Origin of the sequence: Allobosea sp. ASV33 (genome assembly GCF_016428755.1) — a bacterium.
Lineage (GTDB): Bacteria > Pseudomonadota > Alphaproteobacteria > Rhizobiales > Beijerinckiaceae > Allobosea.
Window position 1 is genome coordinate 38,282 of sequence record NZ_JAELTI010000001.1, and the last position, 16,527, is coordinate 54,808.

At 63.0% G+C, this 16,527-nt stretch carries 12 protein-coding genes and 1 pseudogene; 9 read left to right on the top strand and 4 right to left on the bottom strand.

Features of this window, described 5'->3' with window-relative positions:
• Window positions 1-41 precede the first annotated feature (41 nt).
• The 5 genes from JHD80_RS00160 (at window position 42) to JHD80_RS29035 (ending at window position 6,307) form a co-directional block, all read left to right on the top strand.
• Window positions 42-1,073: a hypothetical protein gene (locus tag JHD80_RS00160; protein ID WP_199084348.1), complete on the top strand. Its 1,032-nt coding sequence runs from the start codon at window positions 42-44 to the stop codon at window positions 1,071-1,073.
• Window positions 1,074-1,140: 67 nt separating this feature from the next.
• Entirely contained in the window at window positions 1,141-4,020 is a 2,880-nt protein-coding gene (locus tag JHD80_RS00165) for an AAA family ATPase (protein WP_199084349.1), read from the top strand.
• Window positions 4,017-4,865 carry an HNH endonuclease family protein gene (locus JHD80_RS00170; protein WP_199084350.1) on the top strand — a complete coding sequence of 283 codons (849 nt, stop codon included), beginning with the start codon at window positions 4,017-4,019 and terminating at the stop codon, window positions 4,863-4,865. Before JHD80_RS00165 ends, JHD80_RS00170 begins: the two co-directional genes overlap by 4 nt.
• A gap of 112 nt (window positions 4,866-4,977) precedes the next feature.
• Window positions 4,978-6,105, top strand: a complete 1,128-nt coding sequence (locus JHD80_RS00175; protein WP_199084351.1) for a patatin-like phospholipase family protein — start codon at window positions 4,978-4,980, stop codon at window positions 6,103-6,105.
• 79 nt (window positions 6,106-6,184) lie between these two features.
• Window positions 6,185-6,307 (top strand): hypothetical protein, encoded by a 123-nt coding sequence (locus tag JHD80_RS29035; RefSeq protein ID WP_282568338.1) that lies wholly within the window; start codon window positions 6,185-6,187, stop codon window positions 6,305-6,307.
• A gap of 133 nt (window positions 6,308-6,440) precedes the next feature.
• Here JHD80_RS29035 and JHD80_RS00180 read toward each other — a convergent pair whose 3' ends face one another.
• Window positions 6,441-7,793 (bottom strand): ComEC/Rec2 family competence protein, encoded by a 1,353-nt coding sequence (locus JHD80_RS00180; protein ID WP_199084352.1) that lies wholly within the window; start codon window positions 7,791-7,793, stop codon window positions 6,441-6,443.
• Window positions 7,775-9,706, bottom strand: coding sequence for a gluzincin family metallopeptidase (locus tag JHD80_RS00185; protein ID WP_199084353.1), 1,932 nt, complete (start codon window positions 9,704-9,706; stop codon window positions 7,775-7,777). The genes JHD80_RS00180 and JHD80_RS00185 overlap by 19 nt, the downstream gene beginning before the upstream one ends.
• A gap of 649 nt (window positions 9,707-10,355) precedes the next feature.
• Between JHD80_RS00185 and JHD80_RS00190 the strand changes: the two genes are divergently transcribed.
• From JHD80_RS00190 to JHD80_RS00200, 3 genes are read left to right on the top strand one after another with little or no spacing between them, the layout of a single operon-like run.
• The gene (locus JHD80_RS00190; protein WP_199084354.1) at window positions 10,356-11,834 is read left to right on the top strand and encodes a Mu transposase C-terminal domain-containing protein; all 1,479 of its coding nucleotides are present in this window, start codon (window positions 10,356-10,358) and stop codon (window positions 11,832-11,834) included.
• Window positions 11,831-12,976: an AAA family ATPase gene (locus tag JHD80_RS00195; protein WP_199084355.1), complete on the top strand. Its 1,146-nt coding sequence runs from the start codon at window positions 11,831-11,833 to the stop codon at window positions 12,974-12,976. The genes JHD80_RS00190 and JHD80_RS00195 overlap by 4 nt, the downstream gene beginning before the upstream one ends.
• A gap of 44 nt (window positions 12,977-13,020) precedes the next feature.
• Window positions 13,021-13,809 carry a TniQ family protein gene (locus JHD80_RS00200; RefSeq protein ID WP_349237184.1) on the top strand — a complete coding sequence of 263 codons (789 nt, stop codon included), beginning with the start codon at window positions 13,021-13,023 and terminating at the stop codon, window positions 13,807-13,809.
• A 269-nt stretch (window positions 13,810-14,078) separates the two neighbouring features.
• Here JHD80_RS00200 and JHD80_RS00205 read toward each other — a convergent pair.
• Both JHD80_RS00205 and JHD80_RS00210 read right to left on the bottom strand, forming a co-directional pair.
• Window positions 14,079-14,189, bottom strand: a pseudogene (locus JHD80_RS00205) (helix-hairpin-helix domain-containing protein); the annotation flags it as partial.
• Between the two features lie 27 nt (window positions 14,190-14,216).
• Window positions 14,217-14,501, bottom strand: a complete 285-nt coding sequence (locus tag JHD80_RS00210; protein ID WP_199084357.1) for a BrnA antitoxin family protein — start codon at window positions 14,499-14,501, stop codon at window positions 14,217-14,219.
• An 814-nt stretch (window positions 14,502-15,315) separates the two neighbouring features.
• Here JHD80_RS00210 and JHD80_RS00215 point away from each other — a divergent pair.
• Window positions 15,316-16,521 carry an acetate/propionate family kinase gene (locus tag JHD80_RS00215; RefSeq protein WP_199084358.1) on the top strand — a complete coding sequence of 402 codons (1,206 nt, stop codon included), beginning with the start codon at window positions 15,316-15,318 and terminating at the stop codon, window positions 16,519-16,521.
• Window positions 16,522-16,527 lie beyond the last annotated feature (6 nt).

Sequence of the window (16,527 nt, forward strand, 5' to 3'; positions counted from 1 at the left end):
GCCGAAGAGCCGCGACCATCGGGACGCACTGGGGGGGGTGGATGAACCACGCATCGACGCTTGCAAGGCGGCTGCTCGGGATCGCACTCGCGTTCGCCTTTTGCGCTCTATCGGCGCAGGCGCAGACACAGGAAAAGGCGCCGGAAAAGATCTCGACGACTCCGGGCCAACACGTGATCGTCAAGCGCGTCGCGGGGGCGGTCTCGGAGGAGAAGGTCGAGGCAAAGGGGGCGGGCGTGGCGCTCCAGAAGGACGGGGCAGAGACCGTCGTCGTGTACCTGCCGCCTCCGGGCGTCGATCGCCTGGACGACAAGGTCACGTTCAAGGTCGGCGGCGTGGCGGTCGCCCCAATCCCGGTCACGGTCTCCGCCGCGGGCGCGGCCAAAGGGACAGACCTGACCGCCGCCAACCTCTACGAGCCTTCCTTCAAGGCGCTGTTCATCCTGTTCGTGCTCGCCGTGTTGTTAGAGAACGCCCTCGCGCTGCTTTTCCGCTGGCAGCCGTTCCTGGCCACTTTCAACTCCCGCAACCTCACGCCGGTTATCGCCTTCGTTGTCTCGTTCATCTTCGTGGCCACGTTCGGGCTCGACGTCGTCACCTCGCTGACCAACATCTACACCCAGTCGAGCCATCCCTCCGACCTGCCCGGGCGCCTGGTCACGGCGATGATCGTCGCCGGCGGCAGCGCCGGCGTGAACAGGATCCTGCAGACGTTCGGGTTCCGGGCCATCGGGACGCCTGACCAGCAGGTCCGGAGCACCTTGCGCGAAGACCAGGGCTGGATCTCCGTGAGGCTGGTCCGCGAGCGGTCCCACGGCGTGGTCGAGGTTCTGCTCGACGACCAGGCGATCGGCCAGGTCGGGACCGGCACCGAGGTGACCGGGCCGCTCCGGCATTTCCTCCGAAACCCGGTACGGTTCCCTCAGTCGGGCGGCTACGTGGTCGAGGCCGGCAAGGCGCACAAGATCGAGCTGAAGGGCGTCGACGCCATGGGAAAGGCGCTGCCCTTGGCGGCCTGGGGTCCGGCCCCGGTGGGGCCTCGCGCCATCCTCGACCTCGTTGTCAAGCTTTGACGACCATCGGTGTGTCGAAATCCGACACGCCCAACCCACACCGAGGTTCGTGCCGACGATGAGCAGATTGGCCGCCATCCTTCTGATCTCGGCGCTGGCGTTCGTCGCCGGCATGGACCTCGGCGCCCACGGGCAGGGCGCCGCGCCCCAGACCAGCCCGGACGTTGACGGGAAGGCCGCGGCGCCAAACTCCGTCGCGCCGCCGCAGGTCACGACGTTGCTCCTCCAACCGCCGGTGCCCAGCCCGCTTCGGCTCCACCAACCAGCGACCGCCGAATTCATGATCGAGTTCGAGCACGGCGATCCCGCTACGGCGCGACGCGAGGCCAATCGACTGGTCGGAGAGCTGTCGCTCGTGACGGACGGCGGCGCGATCCTTCCGGCGTTCCTGACCGTGACCAAGGTCGCGCCGTCGGACTCCCAACGCTCGTTCCGCGCCTTCGGCGCCGTCGGGTTCACGCCGGACGACCGGAGCACCAGCGCGTTCGTCGGCCTGTCGCTCGCGCCGAGCCGCCTCCTCATCCTGGCGTCCAAGGACGGCTCCCTCAAATCGAACTTCGTACCCGTGGAGATCGGAAGCTCGATCAGGGCGCTGATCGCCGGCGGATTGGCGGCGACGTCAGTCGTCCTCGCAATTGGCTGGTTCGTGGTCAGAAGGAACCGGTATCGCCGGATCCTCGAAGCCGAGCGGTCGTTGGCCTACGGCGAGCGTCCCGTGCAGATCGATCGGGAGCTGCGGCCCTTCTACGAGGTGCCGCCTCCCGAGCCGCCCGAGGCCCTCCTTGAGGCGTTGAGGATGGGCAGGGCCATCCTCGTGCTCGGCAGCGGCGCCTCGGCCCAAGCCGGCGTGCCCTCCGCCCGCGTCTTGATCAACAGGCTCATCAACCGCTTCGACACACGCCTGCCGTCGGGCTTCGCGGAGGCGCTGAACTCACGCTCCACCGATTTCAGCCGCTCGATGGACGCGTTGATGGGCGTCCTCCACCGGGAAGAGATGGCGTCGGCGCTGAAGGACATCCTCTCGCATGCCGATCCCGACCTGACCTTCCACCGAATGCTCGCCTCGCTCCCCTGGAAATCGGTGGTGGACCTGACCTGGGATCACGTCGCGCAGCCCGTCTTCACCAGGGAGATGGCCGCGCAGAAGGGCGAATGGGCAGTCGCCACCCTGGACGAGTCGGCGGAGCTGCTGACCAGCATCCGCGCGAACAAGCGCACCTTCCTGAAACCCTTGGGCGAGCTGGATAGAACCGCCTCCCTGTCGCTGTCGATGGACGAGTTCCGCCGCAACCTGACGCGATGGCCGGAATTCACCCGACAGGTCGGGTTGCAATTCCAAACCCACACCGTGCTCTTCGTCGGCGCCGGGGCCGACACCATCGAGCAGTTCCTGCAGGCGATCGGGTCGGACGCCGTGCGAACGCCCTCCCGACATTTTTCGCTCGTTCCGGGCGGGCCGGACAACGAGGTGTTCAGGTCGACCCTGGGCCGGTTCGGCGTGGAGCTGTTGCCCTATCCGGTCGATGGCGCGCATAGCCAGGTCTCGCGCTTCGTCATGCGCGTCGTCGAGCGGCACAAGGCCACGCAGCAATATCGCTCGCCGGAGCCCGCGACCTTCGACCGCGAGTTGGCGAGTTCCCGGATCAGGAGGCTGACCCTCCATAATGTCGGGCACTTCGAAGCGCTCGAACTGAACTTCCGCGACGAGCCTATAGAGGGGGAGGCCGGGCTGCCGTGGACAGTGATCTTCGGGCCGAACGGATGCGGGAAGTCGACCATCCTGCGCGCAATCGGATTGGCGCTGGTCGGAAACGAGACGACGGCGCCGATGGGACGGCTCCTAAGGCTTGGCGAACGGGACGGAGCGATCGAGCTTTCCTTCGGAAACCAGGAGTTCCGCACCCAGCTGACCCGCGACAGGGACGCGGTGGTGGTCAAGTCGCACCAAACGACCCCGGTCCAGGCGGGGCTCAGCCTCGTCCTCGGCTTCCCGGCCCTGCGCGGCGGCCCCTCGACCAATCCGAAGGGCGTCGCCGCCGTCGAGAGGAGCAAGCCGGCCCCGGCGGACTTGATGCCGCTCGTCAACGTAGAAGTCGAGAAGCGGCTAGTCGGCTTCAAGCAGTGGATGATCAACGTTCTCGAACAGGCTGGCCGTGGCGATCGCAACGCCATGGCCATGAAGCAGCTCCTTGACGAGATCATCCGCGACATCGTCCCCGGACGGTTTCGGAAATTCGCGCCCCTCGATGTCACCTACGTCATCAAGGTGAAGCTGGATGATGCAGACACCGCTTCGCCGACGGACGTGCCGTTCGACGACATCAGCCAGGGCATGGCCTCCATCTTCAACTGGCTCGGGATCCTGGTGCAGCGCATGTACGACTTCTACCCCGACTCGCCGGCTTCGCAGAAAGAGCCAGCGGTCGTGCTCATCGACGAGATCGACGCACACCTCCATCCGGACTGGCAAAGGAAGCTCGTGGAGATGACGAAGCGGCTTTTCCCTGCGGTGCAGGTGATCGCCACCTCCCACTCCCCCTTGCTGGCGGGCGCCCTGCGTAAAGAGGAGCTGTGCGTCCTGGGTCAGGATGCTAGATCCGGCGTCGTACGGGTACAAACCATCCAAGCCGACTTCTTCGGCCAGAACAGCCAGCAGATACTCACGAGCTTCGTGTTCGGCCTGAAATCGGATCGGAATCCCGAGACCGAACGAGCGATAGAACGCTACTTCGACCTCTTCGAGAGGCGACAGCGGACGCAGGCGGAACAGGGTGAGCTCAGGGCCCTCGGTGCCGAACTCGAACGCGTAGGTTACGGCTCGGTCCTGACCGGGGAGGCGGAGGTCAAGGCGATCGAGCCCGAGTGGTCCGAGGTGCAGATCGAGGCCCTCAACAAGCATTTCGCCAAGGCCGACGAAAGGCCCGGATCGACGGGGGGGACGGTATGAGACGCGTTCGCAAAGCCGTCGGGACCGATGCGGAATGGTCCGACCTCACCGCGGTCTCCCAAGCCGGACGCAGGAAGCTCGTCGAGGATTTCGACAAGGGCGAGGAGCTACGGATCGACGACCGGATCTACAAGAAATACATGTCCTACCTAATCGCTCTGTTCGACGAGAAGTGTGCCTATTGCGAGACCAACATCACCAGCAATCAACCCGGGGACGTGGAGCACTATCGCCCCAAGGGCCGCGTCGTCGACGAGAACCTAAAGCCGGTGCCGTTCACGCATCCGACCCGGGGGGCGATGGACCATCCCGGTTACTATTGGCTCGCCTACGACTGGGACAACCTGCTGCCGTCCTGCACGGACTGCAACCGACGGCGGTTTCATGGCGAGGACGAGGGAGCGGCTGGCAAGGCGGATCGATTCCCCATAAGTGGTCCGCGCGCCTGCGCGCCAGGACAGGAGGCCGGAGAGGAACCCCTTCTGATCGATCCTAGCGTGACGGACCCGGCGGAGCATTTGAAGTTCCTGCCCGATGGTCGGATCGCTCCGCTAACCAAGGTCGGAGAGGTGACGCTGGCGGTATTAGGTTTGAATCGAAGGGAAGGGCTTCTCAAGGCCCGACACGCAGCGTTCCTCAACGCCCGCGCGCTGCTGCGTCAGTATTGCGCCGCGGTCGTCTCTGCATCCACGGAGGAACAGGCGGAGCAGCGCGAGCGTATCAACGCCGCATGGGAAGGGAAGGAGCCTTACACGGTCATGCAACAGTTGGGGTTCCAGTCGGTCTTGAACCAGATGAGGTCGGGAGGAGTTTATCTTACGCTCCCCATACCCGCCCAGGAGTGAGTTTCCTGCGATTGCTCTTAGCGCGCCGTGCTTATGACTTCTTGTAACGTAATGTTACGCATGCAACTCTCGGTAGTCCGATCGCGGACACCCCCAACATACGGATCTCGGCATGTCGGACATGGTGGATGATGGGATTGCGCTTTGCCTGTCGGGCGGCGGCTACCGCGCCATGGTCTTCCATCTCGGTGCGCTCCTTCGGCTGAACGAAGCCGGCCTACTCTCGAGGCTGTCGAGGGTTTCGTCCGTCTCCGGCGGCTCGATCACCGCGGCCTACCTCGGTCTCCGCTGGAAGGATCTTCATTTCAAGGACGGTCGAGCCGCCAATCTGGAGGCCGTCGTCACGGGGGTCCGGAAGATGGCAAGGACGTCCGTGGACGTCGGCGCCGTCCTCAAGGGCATCTTGCTACCGGGTTCGATCAGCGAGCGCGTCGCCGCAGCATATGATGAGGTCCTGTTCGAGGGCGCGACGCTCGCCGACCTGCCGGACGACGCAGGCGGCAAGGCCCCACGCTTCGTGCTGAACGCGACCAACGTGCAGTCGGCCGCCCTCTGGCGCTTCTCGCGTCCCTACATGGGCGACTACAGGGTCGGCCGCGTCCGGTCGCCCAAGGTGGCCCTGTCGCTGGCCGTCGCCGCTTCATCGGCCTTTCCGCCCATCCTGTCGCCGCTCACGCTGCCCGTCGACGGCCCCTACCAGGACGTCGACGGCGGCGACCTGCAGAGGCCCGAGTTCCGCGACGCCGTGGTCCTCAGCGACGGCGGTGTCTACGACAACCTCGGACTGGAGACCGCGTTCAAGCGCCACCGCACCTTGCTGGTCAGCGACGCCGGCCAGAAGATTCAGGCGGAGGAGGGTCCGGCGGACGACTGGGCCCGGCATTCGCTCCGCATTCTCGACGTCGTCGACAACCAGGTGCGGAGCCTGCGCAAGCGCCAGCTGATCGGCTCGTTCGAGAGCGGCGAGCGGACGGGAGCATATTGGAGCGTCCGAACGAGGTTCGAGGACTACGAACTCGCGAACGACCCCCTCGGCTGCTGCGCGCGAAGCTCCGACCCATTGGCGGCCGTACCGACCCGGCTTGAGGCCATGCCCGACAAGCTCCAGGAACGGCTGATGAACTGGGGCTATGCGATCACCGATGCAGCGCTTCGCGCGCATTTCCCGCAGGATCTGCAGGCGCGTCTCGGTGTCGTCGTCTCGCTCCCGAATGGGTTTCCGTATCCGGGCGGCTACTAGCCGTCCCCTTCGCCCCGGGAGGAGAGACATGCCTGGAAGCAGGTTTGACGGAGCGTTGAGACCTCCCTTTGTAAGGCGGATGATCTTTGCCTACGACCCGGCGGCGCCGCTCGACCTGCAGACGGCGGTCGTCAACGTCGCCACCGTTACCTTGCCCTGGGAGATGCCCCACCCCGGACCGGTCGGCGCGTACATCGAGTGATCGACGCGGATCCGGCGAGCGGCGGCTTCTACGCTCCAGTCAACCTCGACGATCCCCCGCCGCAGGTCCAAGACGGTTTGCCTATTCCCGCCTTCCCGTTCATCTGACCGCGAGCTAGCCTGGTGCGCGGCGACTAATGACCAGCCGCCGGTTCGATCTCGAGTTCGACGAATATCTCACCGCTGATCATGGTCTCAATGTCCGTGCGCCAAGGCTGCGGCTTATCGAGCCATTGTCGTTCGTATTCTACATAGAGTGGGAGCGTTCGCGCCCGCTCGTCGCCGAGGAGCGAAAAGTAGTTGCGCGTGTTGCTGACGCGGCTGCCGATTTCCAGCAGGAGCGGCGATTTGGGGATCGGGTCGTACTTGGTGCGATCGGTGGAAACAACGGCCATAGCGGTGGGCTTCTTATTGCCCTTGGGCCGCGGCAGGATGGCGTCGAGGATGCTACTCGGCTCGGTCTGCTTGCCGTCCTCCCGGTCGTTCCAGGGCGTCGAGTTGGTGCTGCCGTGGTGGCCTATTTTGAGGAAGTCGACCGGCTTGCCGAGCTCGATCTTATGTTTTTCCCAGGCGACATTCCACGCGAAGTTCTTCTTACCTTCGACATAGGCCCCGTTCCACTCGGCGTCGCCGACGAACAGCAGGCGCCGCCCGCGCCACTCGATGAGCAGGATGACGCTGGTGTTGTTGACCACCTCGCCCTCCTCCTCGGCGAAGGCGAACACGTTTGACATCATTCGCGAGCGCAGGCGTCGGAAATCCGTGCCGCTGATGTTGGCGGGCGGAGCAGCGTCCAGCGCCGCAGCTGCGGCGGGCGAGCGCATGGCGCCGTTGGCGGCAAGAGCAAAGGTTTGTACGATGGTCCCGGCGTCCTCGCCCAGATAATAGTAATCGATATTTTCCTGTGGGCCGAGGACCTTGAACGCGGCGCCGGTGAGCGTCTCTGGCTGGAGCTTGGGAGCCGGAAGGCTGGCATGGACGTAGAGCGGTTCGATCTTGTTCTGCTTGGGCAACGTTTCTGTGAGCGCCGTGAGTGCGCCATCATTGGCGATATGATAGCGCGATACGATGTCCTGCAACTCCGGGCTAAGCGACAGGTTTCGCGCCGCGATGCTGCGCATGGCCAGCGCCACCTCATCGTGAAGCTTGTGCTTGAACTCTGCCTGCGGATGTTTGCGGTTCATCGCCACGCTCATCCAGAGGTTCTCGATCAAGACGTCCTTGAACCAGTCGGGATCGAAACCCTTGATGTGATCCTCGTGCTCATGACTGACCAGCAACAGGTCGAGCCGGCGTTTGCCGTCGATCTTGGGCAGCTTCGTTTTAAGGTGATCGACGGCGACTTTGAGCACCGCGCCTTTTCCCCTTGTTCCGCAGTCGATGAGGATATGGAAATCGGCGCCATCTTTGCGGGCCTTCGGGATGGTCACGTGGATGCAGTCGCCAACGCCAACCGAGTAAGCGTGGATCAGGAGCTTATCGACCACGATCTGTCTCCCATCGCGTTGTTTTCGTCCTCGGAGTGATTGCTGATGCCGACATGCGGCGCGAGGCCGAACCGGACGGTACCGTTCACCACATATGAGCTAAGCGGCGCGATCGATTTCTGCAGAAGTCCTAGCGCGCCGCTGACTGGCACACCTCCAACGCTGCCCGCCTGGATGCGGGCTGCGAGCGCGGTGAGAAAGGCCTCGCGGCGACGAACGCCAGCCTCGGCTTCGGCATCGACTTCCGCGTCGCCCTTTTTGCCTCTGCCGGTGGGGGACCGCATCAGCGGCAGAATGCCTGGCTTGCGCGCCCAGGCGAGAAGATTGCCGTCGATGTCGAGAGCCAGAGTGGCGCCGCACAGCAGGTCCGTGGTCTGGCCGTCGAATTGTCCGAACTGCTTGCCTGCGAGCGGCACGTCCTCGCGCCAGACATATTGCAGTAATATGTGCTTGGCCTGTCGGCGGCGGCGCGTCGTGAACTTGACGGCGGTAGACAAGTCGCTGACCACAAGATCCGCGCCGTATGGGATCAGCAGCTGCCGCCGGTTGTCATCGAGGAAGCGGTAAGCGTTGGCGGGTGAACTGGCGATATCTCTGGCTTCATGAAACACCCTCATCTCAACCGGCGCGAGCACGGAGGACTCATCCGCCAGCTTCTTGATTCTCTTGGGTTCGAGGATGCCCCGCTTGCCGAAAGCCTTGAGCATCATCCCGCGATAGCCATCGGGATCGGTGGGATTGACGATTTGCTCGGCGCGCAACACCGCCTCCGCATAGTCTGCGAAGGTGACATCGACAGGTGGAAGCAGATCGAGCGCCTGTATGGCAAGATTCTGCATCCGGCTGGCAGTGAACCAGAGCGATTGCGGGACGCTATGTTCGCGTTTTGTGCGGTTGTAGCGATAGACCTCCCGCAGGATGTCGAACATGACACCGGTCAGCACCTGCGACATATGATGGTGGCTTGGGCTATCATTGACCTCTTTGTATTTGAGCTTGTTGAGCGCGGTGCGCAGATAAGGCTTCTCATCCTTGCGTCCGAACTGTTCGGCGAGGCTGGAGAGTGCGCTGTCCTTGTCGAGATCGCCGTTGGTGACCTCGCCGATCTGCCGGCGAAGCTTGCTATTGCGAAATGCGATGAGGATAGCCGAGATGTCCCCCACGAACTCATGGAAGGCAGCTGTCTCGACAAATACGGATTCGCGATAGAGCGGCCTAACGCCATCAAGCACGGCGTGGCCGAATTCGTGGTTGATGATATCGGCCGAAAGACAGGTGTGAACCCGGTCGCCATTGTAGTCGAAATAGTAAAATTGCAGCGACTTGCTGTCGCGATCGTAATAGGCGTTCTCGCCGTAGCCTGCATGTGGCACGACGATCAAGCGGTTGCCCTCGAACCCCCAGCTGATACGGCGGCCGAGGCCTGCGCCGCTTTCGTAGAAATTCAGCGCACTTTGCAATGTCGCCCAAACGTTGACCTGATGTGACTGGGGCGTGTCGAGATTGTTGCGGTCGAGGATCACGCCGTTGTCGTCGCGGAAGACATTGTCCTTCTTGTCCCACTTGGCGGGCCGGTTGAGCGCCTCGGTGGTTCCGTCATAGTCGATGACAACGAATCGAGCGCTTGTCGGACCATCGGAAATGCCGGGCTCCCACGGGACCGTGAACGTCTCGTCAAAGTTATAGGCCTTGGTCGCCTCGCGGACGGCAGGATCCTGGAAATAGACATCAAAGGGAATGCTGACCGTCAGCTCGTCAAGCGTACTGCTGTCGAGATACTGCCGAGCCGAATAGAGATCGATGCGCGCAGCAGCGGTTACACGTTTGAGTTTTTCGGCTGCCTTCCTCGCCGGCGCGCTTCGCTTGGCGGCCGACGCCGTGGTCCTGCCAGGAGCTTTTGTTCGTGGCGGCATTGCAACGACCTCTCGCTCGGCGGCGCGAGTGCGAAGCGCTCCGCCCTTAGCTTGCTTTTGAGCCACCGTAGTCGAACGGCGCAGCGGCGCAAGGTCCTGCGGATCTTTACTTCAGCCAACTTGCAACAACAATTCTCCGTCCTGTTGGGCCTGAATAGACCCATCGTGTCAGTCCAAGAATTGCTTTGCCGTCTGTGGTGCGGTGTGGTTTCGGTATGCGAAATTGGCTCTGCTGAGAGGGCCCTCGCGCTCTACTCGGCCGCGAGGTAGAGGGACGCGGGGCGGTCAGCGTCTTGACCACATGAATGAGGACAAAGACCTGGTGGGTCTGGGTGAAGGACTAGGCGATGCACTCGTGGCGACCGCCGTTGCGGTCCACCATGACAAAGGGCCGTTTGCCGATGACTTGTAGCCGTTGATCCAACGTCGCGGCGATGATCGCTACCCTAAACTCATCGAGAATCTCAGGATCGCGCTGTTGGAGGTAACGCTCGATCTCAGAATTGGCGATCAGTCGGGCCTGCGCTTTCTGGCTTGAACGAGAGCCTTGGTATCCAGCTTGGCCTGATCTATCGCCACTTGAATCCGCGCCGCTGACGAGCGACTTGTTCTGCCTGGAACCAGCAAGGAGGTGATCGGACGTAAGGTCGTGGAATCCGTCCTCGCCAAGCGCGGGACATGGGAGATCCTGGTCAAACGAGAAGGGCGGGCGGAAGCGGAGCGGCTTTTGCGCCTGACGGGGGCTGGCCCCACGGGAGAGTATCCGCTTGCAGAGGTCGAGGCCGACCATACACCGCTTGACGTCATGGTCATGGAAGGAGGCGTCGTTCTCGGCAGGCCTTGGCTCACCATGCTCATCGATCGCTTCTCGCAGATGGTGCTGGGCTTCTCGATTTCCTTCGTTCCACCGTCTTGGGTCTCGGTCATGGAGGCTCTGCGACATGCCGTCCTGCCCAAGGACGAGGAACTTCAGCGCTGGGCGGAGTATGACGGAAAGCCATTCCAGTTCGACTGGCCATGCTTCGGGGCACCCGACGTCCTCATCGTTGACCAGGGATCTGAATTTCTCTCGGCTTCGATGGTCGCGACCGAAGCAGCCCTCAACATGAGGCTTCTCCAGCTGCCGAAAGCCAGCGGCGACAAGAAGGGCACGATCGAGGGTCAGTTTCACCGCCTCAATCGCGAACGCATGCATAGTATGAACGGCACGACGTTTTCGAACCCTCAGAAGCGCGGCAAATACAAATCACAGGACGACGCGATCTTCTCACTCAACGATGTTCGCTACGTCGTCATCAGATGGGTGGTCGATACGCATAACCGCACTCCCAATTCCAGGACCAACAAGATTCCTGCCGAGCTGTGGCGGAAGGGGATGGACGAGGTCGGCCAAAAACCGGCGCCGCCTAAGGAACTCATCGCCCCGCTCGTCGGAAAGGTCGTTTCCTGTAAGCTGCGCCGGGAGGGCGTCCGCCACAAAAAACTGCGTTGGAACTCGAACGCTTTTCGCGCTCTGCGAGAAAGGGTCGGACGGTCCTGTGACGTCCTGATCCGCATCGATCCTAAGGATCTCCGAAAGGGCTACGTCCTCGATCCAGATACACATGCTTGGATCGAAGGCGATCTGATGGCCGAGCGCTCGATCGAAAACATGACGCTCGGCCAGTACGAGTTCCTCAAGGCCAGAACCGATGATGCACGGGTCGTCGACGAGGACTACGAGCTAAAGCTCGCGCGCGGCAGCCAAGCTCAATTCGATTTTGTCGAAAAGCGCAGGCGCCAGAACGGCGTCATTCCGAAGCCGATCGCGGCCTTCATCACGGAGGGGTCCCGGGCGGTCGAGCACATTCATGGTGAACGCCACGATCAACAAGCCAGTGCGCAGGCGGTCGGAACCCACAATCTCGATGGGCCCATTCTTTCACCTGCTCCGGATCCGAACGGCCCATATCGCGATGCCGTGCTGCGGCCCGTCGACCCGTATCCAAAGCGAGATGAGACAGGGCGCTATCCCGGGGATTGGCAGCCCCCTCCCCCCATCGCGCTTTCAGCGCCTGCCGCATTGCCGGAACCAGATGTGCAGCCCCTGCCATCTCCCCAAACCTATGTCGGGCGACGTCGCCGATGAACAACTCGAAAGCCCCCTCCTCCATGCAGCCCTTTATTGAGCGCGCCACCGCGAGGCCTTTGCGATCCCCCCACTGGAGCGATGCTTCCGTTTCCCGGCGTCTTAGCCACATCGGAAAGTTTGTCGCCGTGACGCCCAGCCTGCAGAGCTCGATCTCCTTTATCCAGACGTTGATGGCCAGCCATCTCACCGCCCCTGAAGGTGAGATCGCATTCCTGCTCGGGGAAACCCGCGCTGGCAAGACGACGGCGATTAACGAGGTGATCGCGGAAACGGCGGAGGAAACCGGCGGCCAGATTGTAAGCCAGCTTCTTGATGACCAGCGCGATTCCGAGGCGATGGTCTCGGTCCTGGTGAAGACGCCGAACGGGTGGGAGCGTCCCATCGTCAAGATCTACGTGCCCAAAGCCCCGACATTCAACGGCCTGCTGAACGACGTGTTGCTCGCCTTCGACATCAAATTGCCGAGATCCGCGACGTTCGCCGAGCGGCAATTGGCACTCGGCCGCCAATTGAAGGGCCAGGCGACCCGCCTCGTGGTATTCGACGATACCCAGCACATCTGCGAGAAGGGCAAAACCTCCGCCGCCTACGAGGGAGCGGACGTCTTCAAGGTTCTGGCCAAAACCGGCCAGGCTCAAGTTCTGTGTGTCGGTCTTGAACACACCATCGAGATCAAGGACGCCAATCCTCAGGCCGAGTGGCTCGGCGGCGAAGTGCATGTCGTCAGACCACACGACATTACGGCAGAGCGGAGCTCGTCGCTCGCAACCTATTGCGCGACCCTGAACAAGGAATTGCCTTTCGATACACCGAGTGCCCTTGGAGAGCCCGACGTCTTTCTGCCGCTCGGCACGTACTGCGATGGTTATGAAGGGCGCATCGCCACGATCGTGCGCTTGGCGGCGCGCTATGCGATCGAGCGCAACCTGCCCTGCCTCAACCGCCTGGTCTTCGAAAACTACCTGCGCGACAAACTCCAGATCGCCGATCAGGAGAATCCATTCCGAATGACCGCTGAGGAGCTGGAAACGCTCCCGGCTCTGGTGGCTGCGGCTCGGAAGGATCGCATCGTCAGCGCCGAAAAGCGGCGTTCACGGGGGAAGCGAAACCGGACCGCGTTCGGAGCCCGCGGCCGGTGAGCTCAACTGATCAGTTGTCGTGGGCGCCACCGCGCTGGACACCAGTGCTGCGCTCCGAGGAGCCGGCGCATGGCTTATACCTTCGTCTGTGCGACACCAATGGTCTCGCCAGGAGCGCCATAATGCGAACCCTGACCGGAGTGCGCTGCGAGAGGGTTTGGAACGGCCGTGATCTACATGCGCTCGCCGAGATCTCCAAATGCCCGATGGCTGACCTCGAACGAAGCGCTTTCCGGGGCGGCTCAGGCCGAGCGATCCGCGTGCGCGAGCACGTCCTTGACTCCAGAGACGATCTTTTGAAGTCGCCGCGAAGGTCGTGCCCTGACTGCCTCAACGAGTCTCATCATCATCGCTTGTGGTGGGATCTCGCCTTCATCGCCACCTGCCCCCGGCATCTGCGACGGCTAGCCTCGCATTGCAGCTGCGGACGACCTCTCAGCTGGAAGGACGGCCTGCTCGCGCGATGCTTCGCATGCGACCACGGTGACGTCGCTGCGGTAGCGGTTGAAGAAGCCGACATCTATGTTGTCGAACTCGACCGCTGGTTTCTTGCGCAGCTCGGCGTTGGTGATGTTTCCTTGATTCCGCCAGCGCTCCACGGCTTGCAGCTTCGGCAGGCAATTCAGGTCATCGAGCGGACCGCCGTGCTCGACCTCTTGGGCTACGATGACCCGAATGCGGGGCTTTACGATCTTCATATGGATGCCGCCAAGGCACGAGCTCACGGCTTTCGCCTGATATACGAGGGGCGCCTCGAGGCTCTTCTCGACCGTGTTCATGCCGGTAATGTGGGCGACTGGATCAAGCTTATTCGGGATAGCATGATCCGCTAGACGCGCCCGCTGGCCGAAGGGTCATGCGCGACAGACACTATGATACTCTCTGGGCGTGCATCGGATGACGAGCCGAGCGGCAGCGATGGCCTGGATCTACTTGGTTTAAGGCTCGCTGAGGATCCAATCCGGAAACAGCACCTCGCGCAATCGGCCGATCGCGCTCCTACGTCCCCATTCCTTGGCACATTCTGCTCTCATCTTCTCTTGGGCTCGGCGATTTGCGCCAGCGCCGCGACCGGTACGCGCGCCCGTCGCCAAAGGTCCTAGATCGACTTGAACGGCAGACGGGCTCGGGCCGGGATGATCGCGGCAGCGTGGGCGTTTGAAAGCCCTTTCACCATCCGCAGCCCCAGGCGGACAGCAAACTGCCCCCGGTCATCAAAGCGGGGCTCGCGCGCTGATTATCAGCCGCCGTTTGACGAGTTGACCTCCTCCGGCCTCAGCCCCTCATGGAGGGCTGCTGGCATCGCCTTTCTGAGGGTGTCGTTGATCCGGTCCTGCCAGCCGGGGCCGCCATCCTGAAAGTGCGCCAGCACCTCGCTGTCGATCCGAAGAGTGACCATCTCCTTGGCGCCTGGCAGAACGGTACGCTTCTCGATTGGCGCGGGTGGCGCCACCTTCGGCGCCGCGAAAAGGGCTTCCGCCTTGTCCCGCGCACTCGTCGGGCGGCGCGTTCGATCGTTACTCATGAAGTCCTCATAGCCATATTCTCCTCGAAGTAACATCGGTCTGGTTCCGCGCGGTGCGCATGGATAAAGCGAATTTAGGAAGGGCTCAGATCAATATAATGCAGTTCGAGGTTATGGTGGTATAACCGCCCGAATTTGCGAAAGTGGAGCTGTTGCGATTAGGGATGCCATAGCGCCGCTCTAGCGAGTTCGTCGAAGCGCAGATCGTGTCGTTCGAGGCCTATCATCGCGACGAGAACGGCGGAAGGCAGCGAGATCGCTGTCACGTACCACCTTATCGACGCGCGAACCTAGTTCGCGCTTGGCTCCGATGGGCGGGTTTCAGCGCTGCCGCCTCCTTTAGTGCAGCACGGACCTCGTCGGGCGAGACAGCCGGCTTCGGCTGTTTCGGACTCGTTTGGTCCATGATTTTCGCCTCCGCCGTGGAGCGTCGGGGACGTCTGGCGGCAGAACCTAGTTGGAACGGAGTCTTCTGGAGAGGCTCGGAAAACACGCATCGGATCAACAACGTCGAGCCGCGTCGTTCGTCTGGCGCACGGCGCAAGGCGTCAGAGTTTCGAGCGCGATTAGGTAGAATCCACCCCTGACGGCGCGACTTCGTACGGAGCTAGCTTCGCTTCTGCCCTGGATCACAGCCACTCGGCGCAGGCACGCTATTCTGCGGGCCTCCATCGCCTGCGCTGGCCGCCGGAAAGCCGGAACGAGCATCGATGCGCTTGCCTGACGAGCTCTCCTACTCCGGGCCGGAAGCGGCCCCGCCCCCGGCGCAATCGGCGCTCAGCGATGCCTGTCGCAAGTCAATCGAGGGCGCGTCGTGAGCCTGCCGATCGCGCTGACCTTCAATCCCGGGTCGTCGAGCATCAAGCTCGGCGTTTTCGCGCTGGACGGCGACCGGCCGATCAGGCTGGGGCATGGAGAGATCGACCTCTCGGATGAGCCGCTGGTGCTGCACCTGGTCGAGAACGGCAAGGCGACCGCGACCCCGCTATCCGCTAGTCCGGGCGGCGACCTGCACGCGGTCATCGACGAGATGCTCGGCCTGCTGACACGCCGTTTCGCACTGGCTGAGATCGCGGTGGCCGGTCATCGCGTCGTCCATGGCGGGGATCGGTTCACGGGCCCGACGCTGATCACCCCGGAGACGCTGGCCGCGATCGAGGCGCTGGTCCCGCTCGATCCGCTGCACCAGCCGCAGAGCATCCGGCTGATCAAGGCCATCGCGCATCTGCGCCCGCAGATCCGGCAGACCGCGTCTTTCGACACGGCCTTCCATCGCAGCCAGAGCGACCTCGTCCGACGCTTCGCCCTGCCGCGCGCCCTGTTCGACCAGGGCATCAAGCATTTCGGTTTCCATGGGCTGTCCTACGCTTTCGTCGCAGGCGAGCTGTCGCGGCTTTACCCGGACGTCGCCAAAGGGCGGGTCGTGGTCGCCCATCTCGGCGCCGGCGCCAGCATGTGCGCGCTGGAGGCCGGCGTCAGCCGAGATACCACGATGAGCTTTTCGACGCTCGACGGCGTCCCGATGGCGACGCGCTGCGGCACGCTCGATCCCGGCGTCGTGATCCATCTCGTCAAGCAGCGCGGCTGGTCGATCGCGCGCGTCGAGGACATGCTCTACCACCGCTCGGGACTGTTCGGCATGTCCGAGATCAGCGGCGACACGCGCATGCTCTGCGCCAGCGACGACCCGAGAGCGAAGGATGCGCTCGACCTCTTTGCGTTCAGGGTCTCGCGCGAGGTCGCAGCCCTCGCCAATACGCTTGGTGGCCTCGACGGCCTCGTTTTCACGGCCGGCATCGGCGAGCACCAACCGACGATCCGCGATGCCATCTGCCGTCGGCTCGGCTGGCTCGGCGCGATGGTCGATCCCGCCGCCAATGCGGCGAACCTGCCCCGGATCGATAGCAAGGCGGGCAAGATCGCCATCCTCGTCGTCGCGACCGACGAGGAGCAGGTCATCGCCGATGAAGCACATGCGCTCCTGGGGCAGGGACACCTCGTTCCCCACGCCACAGCCTGATCGGAG